Below are 18,750 nucleotides of genomic sequence, written 5' to 3' on the forward strand. Positions count from 1 at the left end.
TTTGTCACATTCTTTACTGCCACCAGGCAATTCCTTGTAACGTAATTACCGTTAATACGATATAACGCAATGCTTTCCCCAGACACAGAAAAAAAGCGACAAGAGCCCAAGGCATACGCAACCAGCCTGCCAACACACACATCAAATCGCCCACTACCGGCAACCAACTCAATAACAGAGCAGCTGGGCCAAAACGTTGGAGCCAGCCAAGAGCTGTACTCATCCCACGCTGTGGTTTTAGTTCCGGTAATAAACGGCCTATAACAACGTTTGTTAGCCCCCCAAGAGTATTTCCGACAGTGGCAGACAGCACCAGCATCATGGCCGGCGCACTGCTTGCCGTTAAAAGGGTGACTAATAGAATTTCAGAATTTCCGGGTAAGAGTGTCGCGCTGAGAAAGCTACTCCCAAATAATGAAGCAACAGCTAGCGTACTACTCACAGTAGGCGCACATCAACTATTGCCATATTCGCCCTTTTTGCCGCCTCAATACCAAAATCAGCATCTTCAAAAACCACACATTTTTCCGGGGGCACACCTAATAGTTGCGCACAACGCAAGAATGTTTCTGGCTCTGGCTTATGTTGGGTGACATCGTCGGCACCGACAATAACATCAAAATAGCCACGTAAACCTAAGTGGCATAAAAGCAGCTCTGCCATGGCGTGTTCGCTTCCAGTGCCGAGAGCCATAGGTTTACGTCCATAATAGGCTTTAACCACGTCTATGAGCGGCAGAGGCTTCACATTATCCAGTAGCAGTGATTTAAACAGTGTCGTTTTCTCAGCGGCCAGTAAATGGGGATCCATATCCGATTGATTATTTTCAATGATTACGCGGGCAATCTTCCACGTCGGTGCCCCATTCAAAGCCACTAATGCCTGTTCATCAAATGCCATGCCATAAGGCGTCAGAACCTGTCGCCACGCCTGCCGATGCGTGGGCTCAGTATCCAGGATGGTACCATCCATATCAAAAATCAGGCCTTCATAGCACTCGTACATCGTGGCTCCACGACCAAGAAGAAATCAAAAGCTACTTTATCGCAAACTAACTAAATTGTCGCTCACTGTATAATTGATTGAATTTATTAAATAAAATATCATTCACAATAGGAAATAGCGCTGTGATACATCGTAAAAATCAATGCGTTGAGAGGTATAATAAAATAGGAGGCCTAAAAGCAGAAAACCCCGCCGTAGCGAGGTTTCTTAAAATGGTGCACCCAGGAAGATTCGAACTTCCGACCGCTCGGTTCGTAGCCGAGTACTCTATCCAGCTGAGCTATGGGTGCGGTTTTGTATTTCTAATTTAACGGAGGCGTTTCAGCAAGTGAAACTTAACAACAAGATTGATGACCTAGAAGATGGTGCACCCAGGAAGATTCGAACTTCCGACCGCTCGGTTCGTAGCCGAGTACTCTATCCAGCTGAGCTATGGGTGCAATTAATTCTTTGACACTACCTGATGTTCATTTGACTATTTCACCATACTGCAAAATATGGTGCACCCAGGAAGATTCGAACTTCCGACCGCTCGGTTCGTAGCCGAGTACTCTATCCAGCTGAGCTATGGGTGCATAGTAAATGGCGGTGAGGGAGGGATTCGAACCCTCGATACAGCTTTTGACCGTATACTCCCTTAGCAGGGGAGCGCCTTCAGCCTCTCGGCCACCTCACCATACGCTTCTTTCGAATTGTACCTGACTTACTTTTGAAGAAGCTCATCGGCACTGCGTGGCGCACATATTACTTTCCCGCACTTATAAGTCAAACAATTTTTCCCAACTAGCGTTCATTTGCACAATTCACACGCAACATGACCAGTTTGGCGTCAAAAAGAGTGTTTTATCAACAGGCAAGATACTGTTTATTGCGGTGTAATCAAATTGAGAGAAAAATGAAATTATCCTGCCCACCCCATTAAATTGGCCGCGAACAGAAAATTATTACCAGAATAAGAACATAAAAAGGGAATGAATAGTGAAATATGAGGGGGAATAAACAGCAGTAGCGCCTCGTGTAACACGAGACGCTGCTTCAAAATCAGTAAGTCGTCGGTTGAGACTTTTCTGCTTGGATGCGCTGGTAGATTTCTTCACGGTGAACAGAAACCTCTTTTGGAGCATTTACACCAATTCGAACCTGGTTGCCTTTAACTCCTAATACAGTAACCGTAACCTCATCGCCAATCATGAGTGTTTCACCAACTCGACGAGTCAGAATAAGCATTCTTTGCTCCTTGAAAAATTAAAAGAGTCGGGTCTCTCAGTTTCCCCGCCATTATCCATCATACACCGTGAAAACGTAAGCTATCACATTCACATTAAATGTAAGTAGCTTGGTCAAGTCTCTAACTAATACAAGTTTAGCTGAAGCAAATAACTTTGCGTTTAACTTTGTTTTCGAACTATGACAGGAAAACTGAAAAACGCCATACTCAACATAGAGATATGGCGCATTGATTTAATGGGTCATTACTGACTTATAAGCGAGATGCCACCCACGCTTCAACACTAGCTAATGCTGATGGCAATGCTTGCACATTAGTACCGCCAGCCTGAGCCATATCCGGGCGTCCACCGCCTTTACCACCGACCTGTTGAGCAATATCAGCGATTAATTCACCCGCTTTGACTTTACCTGTCAGGTCTTTAGTTACGCCAACGATTAGGCTGACCTTATCATCTGCGATCGTTGCCAGCACAATAATAGCGGAGCCCAGTTGATTTTTAAGATCATCAACCATAGTACGTAACATTTTTGGCTCAACGTTATCCAACTGACTAACTAAAAGTTTCACACCATTGACCAATTTCGCATTGGACGATAATGAGGCACTTTCCTGAGCGGCTTGCTGATCTTTTAATTGCTGAAGTTCACGTTCAAGCATTTTACTGCGATCCAGCACCGCACGGACTTTATCAGCCAGGTTATTGGTATCACCTTTCACCAAGTGAGCAACATCCTGTAGCAGGTCGCTCTGCTGATGCAATAGTGCAATAGCCCCCTCGCCAGTTACCGCTTCAATACGTCGAATCCCAGCAGCGGTACCTGATTCAGATAAAATACGGAACAGACCAATATCACCAGTGCGGCTGGCATGAATACCACCACATAGCTCGGTTGAGAAATCACCCATGGTCAAGACTCGCACCTGGTCGTCATATTTCTCGCCGAACAGTGCCATAGCGCCTTTTTCTTTCGCCGCATCCAGTTCCATCACTTCAGTCTGGACTGGCATATTACGGCGAATTTGCTCGTTGACCATATCCTCTACCTGGCGAATCTGTTCCGGTTTCATTGCTTCAAAATGAGAGAAATCGAAACGCAGGTATTTATCATTTACTAATGAGCCTTTCTGAGCAACGTGATCGCCCAGTGTTTTACGTAGCGCTGCATGTAATAAATGAGTTGCGGAATGATTCAAGCGAATACGGTTACGCCGTGCGACATCAACCTGAGCATCAATACTGTGGTTAACCCGCAATGTTCCATGAGTTAATTGCCCTAAATGACCGATAGCCTGACCATATTTCTGAGTATCAGCCACAGCAAAGGTTACAGTCGCATTTTTCAGCTCGCCTGTATCGCCAACCTGGCCGCCAGACTCACCGTAGAATGGTGTTTGATTGAGGACAACAACCGCTTCTTCGCCTTCATGAATTTCATCAACAACTTCGCCATTGCGGAACAACGCCGTCACGGTGGCCTGCTGATGAACATGGTCATAGCCAGAGAACTGGCTAGCACTATCGACACGAATTAAGTTGTTATAATCGGCACCAAAGCCACTGGATTCCCGCGCACGACGGCGTTGAGCTTCCATTGCTTGCTCGAAACCGGCTTCATCCACTTTCAGATTACGTTCACGGCAGACATCTGCGGTTAAATCAACCGGGAAGCCGTAGGTGTCGTACAAACGGAAAGCTGTCTCACCATCCAGGGTATCACCAGTCAATTTACTGAGTTCTTCATCCAACAGAGCTAAGCCGCGTTCTAATGTACGCGCAAACTGTTCTTCTTCAGTTTTCAGAACCTGCTCAACCATTGCCTGTTGTTGTTTCAACTCATCGGCAGCAGGCCCCATAACAGCAATCAGTGGAGCGACCAGTTTGTAGAAGAAAGTCTCTTTCGCGCCCAACATGTTGCCATGACGGATAGCACGACGAATGATACGGCGCAGAACATAACCACGGTTTTCATTCGACGGAATAACACCATCGGAGATAAGGAAAGCACAAGAGCGAATATGGTCAGCAATAACGCGCAGTGACTTGCTAGAAAGATCAGTTGCACCGGTAACTTCCGCTACCGCTTTAATCAAATCGCGGAACAAGTCAATCTCATAGTTGGAGTTAACATGTTGTAAAACCGCAGCAATACGCTCAAGCCCCATGCCGGTATCAACCGATGGCTTAGGCAATGGCAGCATTGTGCCATCAGACTGGCGGTTGAACTGCATGAAGACGATATTCCAGATCTCAATATAACGATCGCCGTCCTCTTCTGCCGAGCCTGGAGGGCCGCCCCAAATATGGTCGCCGTGGTCAAAGAAAATCTCTGTGCATGGGCCACAAGGGCCTGTGTCACCCATTTGCCAGAAGTTATCTGATGCAAAGGCACTGCCTTTGTTATCACCAATGCGAATAATACGCTCACGAGGGATGCCAATATCATTGGCCCAAATTTCATAAGCCTCGTCATCGGTTTCGTAAACAGTTACCCACAGTTTTTCTTTCGGTAGATTAAACCACTGTTCGCCAGTTAATAATTCCCAAGCAAAGCTGATGGCATCATGTTTGAAGTAATCGCCGAAGCTAAAATTACCTAACATTTCGAAGAAAGTATGATGGCGTGCGGTATAGCCTACGTTTTCAAGGTCATTATGCTTACCACCTGCTCGCACACAGCGCTGAGAGGTCGTCGCACGGGAGTATGCCCGTTTATCCAAACCTAAGAAGACATCCTTAAACTGGTTCATCCCGGCATTGGTAAACAACAGCGTAGGGTCATTATTAGGGACCAAAGAGCTGCTTGATACAACCTGATGTCCCTTGCTATGGAAGAAATCGAGAAACGCTTGACGAATCTCAGCGGTGCTCTTGCTCATAATTGTCCCGGAAACAAGCTAAAAGAATAAGCTCGCGAGCGGATTGCGTTACTTTGAATAGCGACACAATGGGTAAGCTCACGAACAAAAAGTGGGACTAAGATAAATTTTCTTCGAGGGGAAGTAAAATCCTGTGTGCATTCATTCAACAAAATCATTGTAAATCGACTGAATTTCCTCCTGGAAGAAACCACGATAGAGAAGATAACGCTGAACTTTGGCCTTCTCTTTCCATTCAATCGGTAAAATTTCACTAAATTTGCGTTGCGCGACTTCTTTTGCCAACAAACACCAGTTTATTTCGCTGATTTCAAAAGCAGCTTGAATAAGTTCTTTATCGACACCCTTTTGCATCAATTCAGAACGAATACGCTGTGCACCATATCCTTTACGACTACGGCTATTAATATAGCTGGTAGCAAAGCGGGCATCATCCAGCCAATTATGTTGATAACAATAGACAATCACTTGCTCAATAACTTTCGGATCAATATCGACAGCGGGTTCGTTATCACTACGACCTGTTTGTTTCCCCCAATGGCCTTTTGCCGAGAATGGTTGAGATGCAAGCTTGCGGCGCAGTTCTGATTCACTATGGTCACGTTGAGAGAGGAGTCTCATAGCACGACTCAGTAGGTCATTCATAATTACCCTTATTACTTGAAACTGCAGCCGTGTTAGCTGCGCTCTTTACTCGGCCCATCCATGAGCCTCGCCTCTGTGAGGCCGCTGCAAGCAGCGTTCAAATCGGCTCCCAGCAGATTCGTCACCCGAATCACTGACTCATGTCAGCTCATCGGGATTCATTCGTTTGCTGCCTTGCCACAATCCAATTACTTTGGGTGTAGACTTCTAATGAAGCATTTAAACACACCATCATTAACTAAAACGGCCCACTGATTAAGTGAGCCGTTGGCTAATTGCTTAATTTGCTAACTCGGTCAATGACCTTACAAATTAAAATTCTTCGCTGGTTTCATCTGCTTCATCAGCAAATGCGGCTGTTGCTACAGGCTGCTCACCATTGCCACCATTAAGAAGCATTTCACGCAATTTTTTATCCAACTCAGCAGCAACTGCTGGGTTTTCTTTTAAGTAGTTACTGGCATTCGCTTTACCCTGACCAATCTTGTCACCGTTGTAGCTATACCATGCACCGGCTTTCTCAATCAGTTTGTGCTTAACGCCTAAATCAACGAGCTCGCCGTTAATATTGATACCTTCACCATACAGGATCTGGAATTCGGCTTGTTTAAATGGTGCTGCGATTTTGTTTTTCACCACTTTAACGCGTGTCTCACTACCAACAACTACATCACCTTCTTTTACTGCACCAATACGGCGAATATCCAAACGCACGGATGCATAAAATTTCAGGGCGTTACCACCCGTCGTAGTTTCAGGGTTACCAAACATAACGCCGATTTTCATACGAATCTGGTTGATGAAGATTAACAGGGTATTCGCGTTTTTCAGGTTACCCGCCAGTTTTCGCATCGCCTGGCTCATCATACGAGCCGCAAGGCCCATGTGAGAATCACCAATTTCACCTTCAATTTCAGCTTTTGGTGTTAATGCAGCGACGGAGTCAACAATGATGACATCAACCGCGCCCGAACGAGTTAGCGCATCACAGATTTCCAGTGCTTGCTCGCCAGTATCTGGCTGAGAACACAGCAAGTTATCAATATCTACGCCTAGTTTTTTAGCGTAAATAGGGTCAAGAGCATGCTCGGCATCGATAAAGGCGCAGGTTTTACCTTCGCGCTGTGCAGCAGCAATAACCTGTAAGGTTAGTGTTGTCTTACCGGACGATTCAGGGCCATAAATCTCAACAATACGCCCCATTGGCAGACCACCCGCCCCCAATGCGATATCAAGAGAAAGAGAACCAGTAGAGATGGTTTCAACATCCATTGAGCGGTCTTCGCCAAGGCGCATAATAGAGCCTTTGCCGAATTGTTTTTCAATTTGGCCCAGTGCTGCTGCTAATGCCTTTTGTTTATTCTCATCAATAGCCATTTTTACTCCCTCTCTGGGATGCCGAGTTGCCCCGTCATCACCACTGAATGTTGTTTTATACCCGTCATACTTCAAGCTGCATGTGCGTTGGCTGCCTTCCTGCAACTCAAATCATTTAGTGTATATGCAAGAAATTACCATTAATTATACTGTACAATCATACAGTATCAAGACTAATTTTATAGAAAATTATCTAAAAGTGTTTGTAGTGCGAAAACAGCCGCTTGCGATCTGACCTCGTCACGATCACCGGAAAAAAGTTGTTTTGTCGCACTAACCTCACCGTTACGTGTAGCAAAAGCAAACCACACGGTGCCCACTGGTTTCTCTGGCGTGCCGCCATCAGGCCCGGCAACTCCGCTTATCGATACCGCGAAGTCCGCATTAGCCGCTCGCAATGCACCCAATGCCATTTCTCGAACGACAGCGTCACTAACTGCGCCATGCTCAGCTAAAGTGCTTTCTTTTACCCCCAATAAATCATGTTTTGCCGCATTGCTGTACGTGACAAAACCACGATCAAAATAGGCCGAGCTGCCCGCAATATCTGTCAGGGCTTTAGCCACCCAACCACCTGTACATGATTCGGCACAGGTAACCCAGGCACCACGATGTATGAGTTTATTACCCACTGCGGTACTCAGCTGACGTAATTGTTCTTCGCGCATTATTGCCCCTACTCGAATGAAGTCTGCCGCCGCCGATAGTAGCACTTCTTTGGGCCGTAACAACAACAGCTGTTCGTTATGCGAAACGCCTCGAAAGGTGGCATGAAAAAAAAGCACATTACAGTACAAAGCTTTACCTCAGGGACTCAGCTGTTAGTATCAAAATAAAGAAGATGCGACTGGCGACATCTGGAGTACCGGTAACTTACCGGCATGATGAACTTAGGACGTGATAGTGAAAAAAATTCTCAACGCCTTCTTCCCACTTTATAGCGCAACAGTGCTGATGTTATTAGGGTCAGGTTTACTGACCACTTATATCTCGTTACGGTTGACTGCTATCCATGTTTCCGGTGCATTAATCGGGGCAATCATTGCCGCAAACTATATTGGTTTAGTGATTGGAGGCAAGGTCGGCCACTTCCTCATCGCTCGGGTAGGCCATATCCGTGCCTATGTGGCCTGTGCCGGTATTATTACAGCTGCGGTGTTAATTCATGGCCTTACTGAATATATCCCTGCATGGGTAGTTCTACGCCTGATTATTGGCCTTTGCATGATGTGCCAGTTTATGGTGTTGGAAAGTTGGCTAAATGACCAAGCGGAGTCTAGCCAGCGCGGTACGGTGTTTGGCTTTTATATGGCAGCAACTTATGCTGGCATGGCATTAGGCCAAGTCGTGTTGATGCTTCAACCTGAGCTGGGTTTAAGCACACTCATGATTATTGCTCTGTTTTTTGCTCTGTGTTTGGTGCCCGTAGCCCTGACCACTCGCAGTAATGCTCAGCAGATGTCACCGGCCCCTATGGAACTGAAATTCTTTATCAACTCCATCCCCAAAATACTGGCCTCGACATTAGTTATCGGCATGATTGTCGGCTCGTTTTATGGTCTGGCGCCGGTTTATGCCAGCTTACAATCACTTTCTACTCAAGAAACCGGCCTGTTCATGGCGTTATCTATTTTTGCCGGATTGGTCGCCCAGCTTCCACTCAGTTGGTTGTCCGACCGCTATAATCGCACTCTCCTGCTCCGTATTAACGCATCATTACTGGCCTTAACAGCACTGCCGCTAGCGCTGGTGCCTCATATCTCGTTCCATTTTTTATTGGGTTTAGGCTTTATCGTTAGCATGTTGCAGTTCACGCTTTATCCATTGGTCGTTGCACTAGCCAATGACCTGATTGCACCGGAACGGCGAGTCTCTTTAGCGGCATGTTTATTGATGTCATTCGGTGTGGGTGCCAGTATCGGGCCACTTGCCGTGGGCGCGCTGATTGCCCCTCTGGGTGGCAATATTCTGTATGCGTTTTTCTCACTCTGCGGCTTAAGTTTGATAGCATTCAGCAGAACAGTTAAACAGGATCAAGACGAATTTGTTAATGATGCTCCAGTGCCCCATATGGCCATACCCGACAGTTTGGTCAGTTCTCCACTCTCCCCGGCACTTAACCCCAGCTTTGATGAACAGTTGATTCACGACATCATGCCCCCGCCTGATCAAACTGAAACAGAACTGGGAGAAAACGCCTCGGAAGATGAGCCTCAGCAGCAATAATCACATTGGTGGCAAGCATAGAAACTTCAATATCCATAACCTTTCTCTATAGATACTTTGCTAAATTTTGATTAAAAAGAATGGAAATGGGTACTGCTTGTTATTTATTCGGCTTTGAATAAAAATACCGACATGAGGTATTTAGCGGGATAGAGCAATGTCGAGACAAGATGAACAGCGGTTATTGGTAAAAATAGCCACGCTATATTACACCGAAGGTATGAAGCAATCCGAGATTGCCGACAGCCTGCATTTATCCCAGTCATTTGTTTCCCGGGCGATTACCCGTTGCGTTAAAGAGGGGGTGGTTAAAATCAGCGTCATCCAGCCTCCTAATATGTTTATTGGTATCGAATCGCAGATTCAAAAACACTATGGTATCGACCAAGCCATCGTGGTCGATGTCGCCGATGACGCCAGCCCTGCTCAGATAAAACACGCTATAGGTTCTGCCGCAGCCCACTATATGCAAACCAGTATTCGCCCAAACGATATGGTCGGTATTTCTTCGTGGAGCAGCACAATTCGAGCAATGGTTGATAATCTTCATCCGCTTAACATCAAAACTAGCGGCGTCATTCAATTATTGGGCGGGGTTGGCCCCAACGGTAATGTGCAAGCCACATTGTTAACCCAGGCACTGGCTAATATTTTGAATTGCCCAGCCTACTTACTGCCCGCACAAAGTATCGAGCGCTCGACTGAAGATCGCACCCGCCTGATATCAAGCGGCGAAGTCGCTGATGTGGTGAATAAATTTACTGAAGTAGATCTGGCGTTAGTCGGGATTGGCGATCTGGAGCCATCCCAGCTATTGAAAAACTCCGGTAACTATTACCACGAAGAGATGCTTAAATTACTGGCTGATCGCGGTGCCGTGGGGGATTTGTGTCTGCATTATTTTGATGCTGCGGGAAACGCAGTACTTAGTGACGAAGAAGATCCGGTGATTGGTATGTCTCTGCCACAATTACGGGCTTGCCCGCGAGTCGTCGCACTGGCCGGTGGAGTAGGAAAAAGTGCCGCTATTCGGGGCGCACTGACAGGTCACTATATTGATGTATTGATTACCGACAGAATTACCGCCGAGACATTACTGTAGCCATAGGGTTACTGAAACCAGAAGTTTACTGAAGCTATAGATTTAACCGCGCCGTCCCTGGTGCGGCATAATTTAAGCACTTAACGCCAACACGCTATTTCGCATGCCAATAGCAGTCAACACCCAGATATTTACTGAATGCTTCTTGCAGCACTTTAGCTGTAGCCGAATGGTTCATCGCCACATGGTGTTCGAAACCATTATTACAGATATGTGTGAGTAAATTTTCCAATTGCGGCACTTCTACAACTGCGCGGCACCCGACTGTATCCAACTCATCACTGACTGAACGCCCCTCCCCCACATAGGCTCGCACCTGCCCAGTGAAATCGTCTGATGATAGGCGGAAATAGGTCAATGGGCCTGATTTCATGCGCCCATGAACCGCACCACAGGTATTCTCACAACCCACAGTTGTTCCGATAATATCGGCAGTGCCCATAGTTGAGCTTTCTAAACTTTCACTGGCAAAGTTGCCGCAATGGAATAGCACGCACTTATCACGTTCTTCGCCAAAGTTATTATTCCAGTCAGCAATTGAAGCGGGCGCCAACGAACAACTTGCCAGGGCATACATCGATAATGCGCCCATCACATCCACTTCACAGGCACTTGGCATTAATTGCCCGGACATCACACTCATGATGGAGCAGACGTTAATTCCCAGATTCTGTTGTAGCGACGTCCAACACTGCATGGCGGTAGTATCAATATCATTAGCAATAATCCACTCACTAATAACCACAAACAGTTTTGCCATTTTATGCAATTTATCTTGTGGAATAGCGCTGGTATCACCATTTGCTTTCAATAACGCCAGTTTTTCACCGACACGGATATCATGACCACTGAGGTTGGCTACACGGAAAAATACTTCAGATAGATCAAGGGTTTCAACGGTTATCCCCAAATTCTCTAATAACTTTTCACTGTAACGCACAGTATTAAAGTTAGTTGGCCGCGCGCCAATAGCCCCAACTCTGACGCGTTTCATGGCATGTACCACACGGCAAAGTTGTACAAACTGCTCTACATCACGACTGAATATATCACTGTTTAAGCTACAAACATGTTGCTGGGTCAATGTGAAGGGAATGCCATATTGGCGCAGATTGTTGCAGAGCGATATTTTACCGCAGAAGCTGTCACGCCGTGTCGCCAGCCCCATTTTGTCCAGTGCATCTTCTTCTGCTTGCACCAGCACCGGTACTTTAAGGCCAGAGAGACGGATGGCATCGGAGACACTTTTTTCATCGCCAAAGTTAGGCAAAATGACCACCACACCATGAATTTCTTCACTATGTTTACGGAATAATTCAGCACACACTTTGGCATCGCGCCAGTTTTCCACCCCACCCAGCGGCGTTTGCTCTTCATTCAGCATGATGATGTTGATCCCCAAGCGATCAAACAGTGCCTGGGCATCGCGGCGTGCATCTGCAACTAAATAACTAGGGAAGAAACCCCGGTTGCCGATAATCACCGCGAAAGTTAACTTACGAGGTATTGCTGACATATGCTTACTCCTGGTTTGGGTTATTTCGGCTGAAAACGCGCACGCGCGATGGCCGTTTGCCAGAGGCTATAGTTATCTTGCATCTCCGCACTTTGAGCGCGCGGTTCGATGTATTCCACTTCTCGGGGGAGTGCCGCCAGTTGCTGGCTATCCTGCCACCAGCCCAAGGTTTTCCCCCCTAAATAAGCCGCCCCCAGTGCCGACACTTCTGCGGTATGGTTGCGTATCAGGGTGCGCTGTAACAAATCGGCCTGAAATTGCATCAACCAGCGGTTACTGGTTGCGCCGCCATCAACCCGAAGTCGCTCAAGGCGATGATGACCAGCCCGCTCCATGGCAAAAAAGACATCCGCTATTTGGTAGGCGACAGATTCCAATCCGGCACGGGCCAGAACTGCGGGCGTAGTTGCATCAGTGAGGCCACAGAACAAACCGCGAGCTTGACTGTCCCAATAGGGGGCGCCCAAACCTGATAATGCCGGGATAAAATAGACTCCTTGATTACCCGCCTGGTTTTGCGCCATTTCAGTCAGGTAAGCCAAGTCAGTCACCCCCAACATGCGCGAAACCCACGCCACACCGGAACCGGTATGAGTGATATTGCCTTCAAGGGCGTAACGTAATTCACCATCATGCCAGGCAATCGTGGTGCTTAAGCCGTGACTTTGCGCACTGGCTTGCTTCAGAGTGGTCATCAACGATGAACCGGTGCCGTAGGTGGCTTTGATTTCGCCCGCCCGGTCACCGCCCTGCCCATAGAGCGCAGCGTGCGAATCACCAATTTGCGCCACAATCGGTATCCCCTGACTCAAGCCAGTAATACCCATATTGCCAGTGTGCCCGTGGATAGCCGCCGAAGGTAAAACCGCGGGCAGACAAAGGCTAGGAATGCCAAATAGCGCCAACAGGTCTGGATCCCATTGACCCGAATGAATATTAAACAGTTGAGTTCGGGCAGCATTGGAAAAATCAGTCGAGAAACTTTGGCCGCCACTGAGCTGCCAGGTGAGCCAGCAATCGATAGTACCCACACACAATTCGCCGTGGGCCGCGCGCTCGACACCCTGCGGGATTTCCGCCAACATGCCGTGAACTTTAGCCGCAGGGAACAAGGGGTCAATCTGTAATCCGGTACGTTCGGCTATCATCGCCGCTTCCGGTAACTGACTCAGCGCTTGGCAGAAAGCCTCCGAGCGCCGACACTGCCAACTGACCACTCGTGTCAGTGGCATTCCTGTCTTTCGCTCCCAGATAAGCACCGATTCGCGTTGATTACTGATAGCAATACCGGCAACTCGTCCCCCTGCCAACTGGCTCAAACAACCTTCGATGGCTAAAGAAACTGCCTGCCAGATAGCCAGTGGATCTTGCTCCGCCCAGCCTGGCCTCGGATGCTCCAATAACAGCGGCACCGAGGCTTTCGCCAGAATTTGCCCAGCAGCATCCACCGCAATGGCTTTGGCGTTGGTGGTTCCCTCATCAATGGCCAAAATAATCGGCGTCGGCATGATTACTCTCCCCGGCAAAACCGCAAAGCACGAGCCACAATGCCTGCCGCATCAAAACCATGATAAGCCCGCATTTCTGCTCGGTCAGCCGCGATCGCATAGCCCCCGTCAGGAATACCGAGTCTCACCAATGGAATGCCACTGCCCGCCTCGGACAGCACTTCAGCCACCAGACTGCCCACACCGCCATTAATATTGTGCTCTTCGATGGTTATCACCCGTTGGCTGTTTTGGAGGATGGTTAACAGCTTTTGAGTATCACATGGGCGAATCGAAGAAACGTTGACCACCGCAGCAGAAACATTGTTATCTGCCAGTATCGCAGCCGCGCTAACAGCTTCATGAACTGTAGAACCCATAGCCACCAGAGTAATATCCTGACCTTCCTGCAAAACATCAATCTGGCCGGGAGCAAACTGGTAGTGTTCATCATGCAGTGGCGGTAAAGATTTACCGTCGAGGCGGATATAAACCGGCCCAATATGCGCCAGAGCATAATCAATTATCTGGCGGCACTCTTGCGGGTCAGAGGGGGCATAAATCTCAATATTGCCAAAGCCGCGTAGAATGGCGATATCGTCAATACAGTGGTGAGTACTCGCCAACGGCCCATAACTGGCTCCTGAGTTCAAACCAAACAGTTTTACATTGCTATTGTTGTAACAAACATCGATTTTGAGCTGTTCGTTGGAGCGCGAAATCAGGAAGGGCGCGGCATTACAGGTGACTGCCACTTTTCCGCCCATGGATAACCCTACCGCGGTGCCCACCATCGCCTGCTCGGCAATCCCGACATTCACCACCCGATCTGGGAAACGGGCTATAAACGGCCCAATTTTCGCCGTCGAAGTGGAGTCAGCGACAACAGGTACCAGATCCACCCCGTTATCCACGGCTTTAATAAACTGCTCGACCATCACTGCGGCCAAATGTTCTGCATTACTCATCGCTCAATTCCTCCAGCGCCAGATCAATTTCAGCACCTTTCGGCACCCGGTGGTGCCACTCCACACGCCCTTGAATAAAGGAGATACCGGCACCTTTTTCGGTGTTGGCAATCACCACGTTGGGTTTACCGCTCGCTTGTAATCCCTCCAATGTGTCTACTACTGATTGCATATCATTGCCCTGACATTCAGTGACTTGTAGACCAAACGCCTGCCACTTATCCGCCAACGGATCGGTGTTCATAATGGATTTGGTCGTACCTGCCAGTTGGAGTTTGTTTTTGTCATTAATGATTATCAGGTTGTCTAACTGATAGTGAGCAGCCACTAACGCAGCTTCCCAGTTACTGCCTTCGGCCAGTTCACCATCACCAGTCAGTACAAATACCCGGCGTTTGCTGTTAGCTCGTTTTGCTGCGAGTGCAATCCCTACCGCCACAGGTAAGCCGTGCCCCAAAGCACCGGTATTTAATTCAATACCCGGAGTTTTATGTTTGACAGGGTGTCCGGGGAGATGTGAGTTGGCGTGCTGATAGGCCGCCAGCCACGCTTCGGGAAAATAACCCGCCTCAGCCAAACAGCAGTAATAACCGCCGACTGCATGACCTTTAGACTGAACATAGATATCACGCTCAGGATCGGTAAGTCGGTCGGGCGCACAATTGAGGATACGAAAATAGAGTGCAGTGAGAATCTCTACTTGCGAAAGATCAGCGCCGGTATGCCCCCCTGCGGGGCTGTTCGCATTAAGCAGGACGATGCGGCGACGGATGGCCCGTGCCTTTTTCACCAGCTCATCGACTGACAGTGAATACGGATTCATGACATTACCTCTCTTAAATTTTATCGATAACTGAATTTTTACTCATTACCGAATATTTATTCCTGATGGTGCTAAAAAATAGCTTTCATCAAGCCTGTCCGGAAATCGCCCTCCGGCGTGACATCTTCTCTGTCGCCAATGTGTTTCTGTAAATAATCTGTTTATGTAGCCAATAGGCCGCAACAAATTGTTTCGCCTATTCTTTATACCTGTTCGCTTTTCCCAACTTGTGCCACCACAGTGGACTTTTGCGAGACAATCGCTGCTTTGTGCTGCATCCGGTTCTGCATCTGATCGATAATGACCGCCACTATAATCACGATACCTTTAATCACCATTTGCCAGAATTCGCTAACCCCCATCATCACTAAACCATCCGCCAGAATGCCGATAACAAATGCGCCAATCAGCGTACCGAGAATAGTGCCACGGCCTCCGGCCAGAGAAGTCCCGCCCAGTACCACGGCGGCAATGGCATTCATCTCAAAACCACTGCCGTTGGCTGGATGGCTAGCCACCAGCTGAGCGGAAACAATGATCCCGGCAATGGCTGCGCAGAAGCCCGATATGGTGTAGACCCACACTTTGACCTGCCGCACTTTGACGCCCGAAAGCTCTGCGGCTCGTTCGTTATCACCAATGGCATAAACATGGCGGCCAAAGGGCAGACGGCGGGCAACATAGGCAATGATCAGTGCCAGAATAAACATGATCCAGATGGCAATCGGCAAGCCCAGCAAGGTACCAGAGCCCAGCAGGTCAAAGCCGGTATTACCCAGTTGTGGATTCCCTTGTAAGCCGGGGAAAGTTTCACCACCAGAAATCAGCATCGCCGCACCGCGCACCACATACATGGTGCCGAGGGTGCAGATAAACGGGGCAACGTTATAGCGAGTAATGATCCAACCATTAACCGCGCCAATCAGTGCTCCGATAACCAATACCACCGGAACTACCACCCAGACGCTCGGGAAAATAGCAATACCAAACATCGGTAAAACAATACCTTGAGTGATCATCCAACCCGCAATCATGCCGCACAGCCCTAGGGTTGCTCCGATAGAAAGGTCAATCCCTGCGGTGATAATGACAAAAGTAATACCCAACGCGAGGAAGGCATTGATCGCGATATGCTTGACCATAATGATCAAGCTACCGGTCGCCAAAAACCCCGGAACCATGACAGAGAAGAAACCCAGAATCAGAAACAGGGCAATAAAGGTGCGCATCTTGAGCAGAAGCAGCAGCATATTTTCCCGTGACCACGACGCTCCACCGGGCTGGTGACTCGCCAACGCAGTGCCAGTTGTTGCTTTCATCATTCAAACCCTTGTGCGCTTGCCGTAACCAATGCCGATTCATTGGCGGACTGGCGGGAAACATTCGCAGTCAGCTTGCCGTTCGACATCACCAGAATGCGGTCTGATACCGCCATAATTTCTTTCAGATCTGAGGTGGAAAACAGAATGCCGATCCCCTGCTCAGAGAGTTTCACCATCATTTCAAACATATCCGCTTTCGCACCGACATCAATGCCCCGTGTCGGTTCATCCAACAGCAAAATGTTCGGACTGGTCAGTAATGAGCGGCCAATGACGACTTTTTGCTGATTGCCGCCACTGAGCGCCTGGATCTCCACTTCAGGTGAAGAGACTTTGATAGACAAGTCGCCAATCACCGAGGCAACCACCTGTGACTCACCTTCCTGCCAGATGGCGAAGCTATGTTTTAGCCGACGCCATAAGCTGGAAATGGTCAGGTTATTCGCCACCGATGACACCGGGAAAATGCCGGTTTTCTTGCGATCTTCCGGCACTAAACTCATGCCAAGGCGGATGCGCTCTGCGGTTGAGGTTTTGGCACTGATGGCGGTGCCATTGAGCCGAATGGTGCCGAGATAGCTCTGTTGCGTACCCAGCAGGCATTCGAACAGTTCAGTGCGTCCAGCCCCCATCAACCCATAAATACCGACGATCTCACCAGCACGCACTTGCAGCGAGACTTGATTCACCACGGTATTACCGGATTCATTGATTAAAGTGACGTTATCGACTTCCATCATTGCTGCACCGAAAGTCCGGTTGGGATGAAGGAAGCTGGAAACCGGATCACTACCCAGCATTTCACGCACAATCCACGGCACATCAATATCTTTGACGGCGGCTTCCGCCTGAAAACGGCCATCGCGCAGGATAGTGATATAGTCGCCAATGGCCATCAGCTCTTCCAACCGATGCGAAATGTAGACGATAGAAACGCCCTGGCGAGTCAGTTCACGAATCACCCGGAATAAGATATCGACTTCAGTTTTACTCAGCGCCGAAGTTGGCTCATCTAAGATCAAAATATCTGCCTGCTCAGCCAGAGCCTTAGCAATTTCAATTAGTTGCTGCTGCCCGACTTTCAGGTTCGACACCATTTCTTTGGGTGAAATAGCCTGATCAAGACGTGCCATCAGTTGCTCGGCGATCAATTCCTGCGCCGCCTGATTGATCGGCTTCAAACCTTGCTGAATCTCGCGTCCCAGAAAGATGTTTTCCGCAACATTAAGATTTTCTGACAAATTCAGTTCTTGATGCACCATGCCGATACCCAATGCAGCCGCTTCACGGGTATTGGCAATGGTTACCGGCTGCTCGTTGAGATAAATCTGGCCGGAAGTTTGTTGCTGCACTCCCGCCAGAATCTTCATCAGAGTAGATTTTCCCGCACCATTTTCACCAATAATCACATTAACTTTGCCGCGATATACATGGTAACTGACGGTATCTAATGCCAATGTGCCAGGAAAACGCATCGAAATGTTCTCAGCACGCATGACGATGTCAGGTCTGTGGTCCATTAGTGGCTCTCCTTATTCAAACGGAGCGGTACCGCATTACTCAAGCCGGTGGTGGCCACTGTTACTGCAGCCAATACCTCAACTTGCTGGCCGATCCAACTGGCATCCGGTTTGGCCACATCCTGTAAAGCTCTTTTGCTCAACGCCTTGGAGAGCTGGGCATATTGCACCTGGTTTTTAAAATCTTCGAAGCGGATAAAGGTTGATGCATCACGAATAGCATTACCTTTGACGATAGGCCCCAATTGCAGCACTTGCTCATCGCCTTCGACTGCCACTCTTATTGCCCCTTCCCGCCCTTCTGTTTCTACCGCCACCACTTTGCCGTTGAAGCGAACAAAATGACTTTGGCTATTTTTCCCTGTTGCTGGCTGATTCTGTTGTTTCACTTGCTGCCAACTGAGCGCATTGCTGTTGGCAAATGGCATCACTTTGCTCACCCAAATGGTGGAGGCGACCTTGTCCGGTGGTTGGTTATAGTCACTGACCACCGCATTCGGATCGACCGGCAAAATCGGTTTACCGTTTTCATCTAAATCCACCACGGTACAAGCCACCAATACGGTGCTGATAATCAACAAGCCGCCAGCTTTCGATAGGGCACTGAACCACATACTGCCTCCTGTCAGGAGGGGCTGGTGCGCCCCTCAT

Annotated in this window: 16 protein-coding genes and 4 tRNA genes; 2 read left to right on the top strand and 18 right to left on the bottom strand. The window is 48.4% G+C overall.

What is annotated here, in order from left to right:
• Positions 1 to 13 precede the first annotated feature (13 nt).
• The 11 genes from ACF3VQ_RS16090 to pncC all read right to left on the bottom strand — a co-directional run bounded on the left by ACF3VQ_RS16090 (position 14) and on the right by pncC (position 7,803).
• On the bottom strand, positions 14 to 442 hold the full coding sequence (locus ACF3VQ_RS16090) for a YqaA family protein (protein ID WP_392432133.1): 429 nt from the start codon (positions 440 to 442) through the stop codon (positions 14 to 16).
• Positions 439 to 1,005 carry a fructose-1-phosphate/6-phosphogluconate phosphatase gene (gene yqaB, locus ACF3VQ_RS16095; RefSeq protein ID WP_392432134.1) on the bottom strand — a complete coding sequence of 189 codons (567 nt, stop codon included), beginning with the start codon at positions 1,003 to 1,005 and terminating at the stop codon, positions 439 to 441. Before yqaB ends, ACF3VQ_RS16090 begins: the two co-directional genes overlap by 4 nt.
• A gap of 213 nt (positions 1,006 to 1,218) precedes the next feature.
• Positions 1,219 to 1,295: transfer RNA gene (locus tag ACF3VQ_RS16100), tRNA-Arg, on the bottom strand.
• Positions 1,296 to 1,368: 73 nt separating this feature from the next.
• Positions 1,369 to 1,445: transfer RNA gene (locus ACF3VQ_RS16105), tRNA-Arg, on the bottom strand.
• A gap of 58 nt (positions 1,446 to 1,503) precedes the next feature.
• Positions 1,504 to 1,580 (bottom strand) — tRNA-Arg (locus ACF3VQ_RS16110).
• 8 nt (positions 1,581 to 1,588) lie between these two features.
• A tRNA-Ser gene (locus tag ACF3VQ_RS16115) sits at positions 1,589 to 1,681 on the bottom strand.
• Positions 1,682 to 2,046: 365 nt separating this feature from the next.
• Complete coding sequence (csrA, locus tag ACF3VQ_RS16120; RefSeq protein ID WP_002209449.1) at positions 2,047 to 2,232, bottom strand: carbon storage regulator CsrA; 186 nt, start codon at positions 2,230 to 2,232, stop codon at positions 2,047 to 2,049.
• A 253-nt stretch (positions 2,233 to 2,485) separates the two neighbouring features.
• Complete coding sequence (gene alaS, locus ACF3VQ_RS16125) at positions 2,486 to 5,113, bottom strand: alanine--tRNA ligase (RefSeq protein WP_392432135.1); 2,628 nt, start codon at positions 5,111 to 5,113, stop codon at positions 2,486 to 2,488.
• A gap of 141 nt (positions 5,114 to 5,254) precedes the next feature.
• Complete coding sequence (gene recX / locus ACF3VQ_RS16130) at positions 5,255 to 5,758, bottom strand: recombination regulator RecX (protein WP_392432136.1); 504 nt, start codon at positions 5,756 to 5,758, stop codon at positions 5,255 to 5,257.
• Between the two features lie 312 nt (positions 5,759 to 6,070).
• Positions 6,071 to 7,135: a recombinase RecA gene (gene recA, locus ACF3VQ_RS16135; protein ID WP_005166464.1), complete on the bottom strand. Its 1,065-nt coding sequence runs from the start codon at positions 7,133 to 7,135 to the stop codon at positions 6,071 to 6,073.
• 179 nt (positions 7,136 to 7,314) lie between these two features.
• Positions 7,315 to 7,803 carry a nicotinamide-nucleotide amidase gene (gene pncC, locus ACF3VQ_RS16140; RefSeq protein ID WP_392432137.1) on the bottom strand — a complete coding sequence of 163 codons (489 nt, stop codon included), beginning with the start codon at positions 7,801 to 7,803 and terminating at the stop codon, positions 7,315 to 7,317.
• A gap of 235 nt (positions 7,804 to 8,038) precedes the next feature.
• Between pncC and ACF3VQ_RS16145 the strand changes: the two genes are divergently transcribed.
• Positions 8,039 to 9,361 (top strand): MFS transporter, encoded by a 1,323-nt coding sequence (locus ACF3VQ_RS16145; RefSeq protein ID WP_392432138.1) that lies wholly within the window; start codon positions 8,039 to 8,041, stop codon positions 9,359 to 9,361.
• Positions 9,362 to 9,518: 157 nt separating this feature from the next.
• Positions 9,519 to 10,463, top strand: coding sequence for a sugar-binding transcriptional regulator (locus tag ACF3VQ_RS16150; RefSeq protein ID WP_392432139.1), 945 nt, complete (start codon positions 9,519 to 9,521; stop codon positions 10,461 to 10,463).
• 94 nt (positions 10,464 to 10,557) lie between these two features.
• On the opposite strand, the gene ACF3VQ_RS16155 is transcribed toward ACF3VQ_RS16150, so the two are convergent.
• The 7 genes from ACF3VQ_RS16155 to ACF3VQ_RS16185 form a co-directional block, all read right to left on the bottom strand.
• Positions 10,558 to 11,979, bottom strand: coding sequence for an L-fucose/L-arabinose isomerase family protein (locus tag ACF3VQ_RS16155; RefSeq protein WP_392432140.1), 1,422 nt, complete (start codon positions 11,977 to 11,979; stop codon positions 10,558 to 10,560).
• Between the two features lie 20 nt (positions 11,980 to 11,999).
• Positions 12,000 to 13,487, bottom strand: a complete 1,488-nt coding sequence (locus ACF3VQ_RS16160; protein ID WP_392432141.1) for an FGGY family carbohydrate kinase — start codon at positions 13,485 to 13,487, stop codon at positions 12,000 to 12,002.
• A gap of 2 nt (positions 13,488 to 13,489) precedes the next feature.
• Entirely contained in the window at positions 13,490 to 14,434 is a 945-nt protein-coding gene (locus ACF3VQ_RS16165; protein WP_005167408.1) for a transketolase family protein, read from the bottom strand.
• The gene (locus ACF3VQ_RS16170; RefSeq protein ID WP_392432142.1) at positions 14,427 to 15,257 is read right to left on the bottom strand and encodes a transketolase; all 831 of its coding nucleotides are present in this window, start codon (positions 15,255 to 15,257) and stop codon (positions 14,427 to 14,429) included. The genes ACF3VQ_RS16165 and ACF3VQ_RS16170 overlap by 8 nt, the downstream gene beginning before the upstream one ends.
• Positions 15,258 to 15,460: 203 nt before the next feature.
• Positions 15,461 to 16,576 carry an ABC transporter permease gene (locus tag ACF3VQ_RS16175; RefSeq protein WP_392435636.1) on the bottom strand — a complete coding sequence of 372 codons (1,116 nt, stop codon included), beginning with the start codon at positions 16,574 to 16,576 and terminating at the stop codon, positions 15,461 to 15,463.
• On the bottom strand, positions 16,576 to 18,099 hold the full coding sequence (locus tag ACF3VQ_RS16180) for a sugar ABC transporter ATP-binding protein (protein WP_392432143.1): 1,524 nt from the start codon (positions 18,097 to 18,099) through the stop codon (positions 16,576 to 16,578). Before ACF3VQ_RS16180 ends, ACF3VQ_RS16175 begins: the two co-directional genes overlap by 1 nt.
• Positions 18,099 to 18,713, bottom strand: a complete 615-nt coding sequence (locus tag ACF3VQ_RS16185) for a DUF2291 family protein (protein ID WP_392432144.1) — start codon at positions 18,711 to 18,713, stop codon at positions 18,099 to 18,101. Before ACF3VQ_RS16185 ends, ACF3VQ_RS16180 begins: the two co-directional genes overlap by 1 nt.
• Between the last annotated feature and the right edge of the window lie 37 nt (positions 18,714 to 18,750).

Source organism: Yersinia fenwicki, from assembly GCF_043099325.1.
Lineage (GTDB): Bacteria > Pseudomonadota > Gammaproteobacteria > Enterobacterales > Enterobacteriaceae > Yersinia.

Bases quoted from the DNA above. Each gene is read 5' to 3' on its own strand.
- yqaB (WP_392432134.1), bottom strand. From the start codon at position 1,005: ATGTACGAGTGCTATGAAGGCCTGATTTTTGATATGGATGGTACCATC.
- pncC (WP_392432137.1), bottom strand. From the start codon at position 7,803: ATGCGCGAAGAACAATTACGTCAGCTGAGTACCGCAGTGGGTAATAAA.
- ACF3VQ_RS16150 (WP_392432139.1), top strand. From the start codon at position 9,519: ATGTCGAGACAAGATGAACAGCGGTTATTGGTAAAAATAGCCACGCTA.
- ACF3VQ_RS16155 (WP_392432140.1), bottom strand. From the start codon at position 11,979: ATGTCAGCAATACCTCGTAAGTTAACTTTCGCGGTGATTATCGGCAAC.
- ACF3VQ_RS16175 (WP_392435636.1), bottom strand. From the start codon at position 16,576: ATGAAAGCAACAACTGGCACTGCGTTGGCGAGTCACCAGCCCGGTGGA.
- recA (WP_005166464.1), bottom strand. From the start codon at position 7,135: ATGGCTATTGATGAGAATAAACAAAAGGCATTAGCAGCAGCACTGGGC.
- alaS (WP_392432135.1), bottom strand. From the start codon at position 5,113: ATGAGCAAGAGCACCGCTGAGATTCGTCAAGCGTTTCTCGATTTCTTC.
- ACF3VQ_RS16165 (WP_005167408.1), bottom strand. From the start codon at position 14,434: ATGAGTAATGCAGAACATTTGGCCGCAGTGATGGTCGAGCAGTTTATT.
- recX (WP_392432136.1), bottom strand. From the start codon at position 5,758: ATGAATGACCTACTGAGTCGTGCTATGAGACTCCTCTCTCAACGTGAC.
- ACF3VQ_RS16170 (WP_392432142.1), bottom strand. From the start codon at position 15,257: ATGAATCCGTATTCACTGTCAGTCGATGAGCTGGTGAAAAAGGCACGG.
- ACF3VQ_RS16185 (WP_392432144.1), bottom strand. From the start codon at position 18,713: ATGTGGTTCAGTGCCCTATCGAAAGCTGGCGGCTTGTTGATTATCAGC.
- ACF3VQ_RS16180 (WP_392432143.1), bottom strand. From the start codon at position 18,099: ATGGACCACAGACCTGACATCGTCATGCGTGCTGAGAACATTTCGATG.
- csrA (WP_002209449.1), bottom strand. From the start codon at position 2,232: ATGCTTATTCTGACTCGTCGAGTTGGTGAAACACTCATGATTGGCGAT.
- ACF3VQ_RS16160 (WP_392432141.1), bottom strand. From the start codon at position 13,487: ATGCCGACGCCGATTATTTTGGCCATTGATGAGGGAACCACCAACGCC.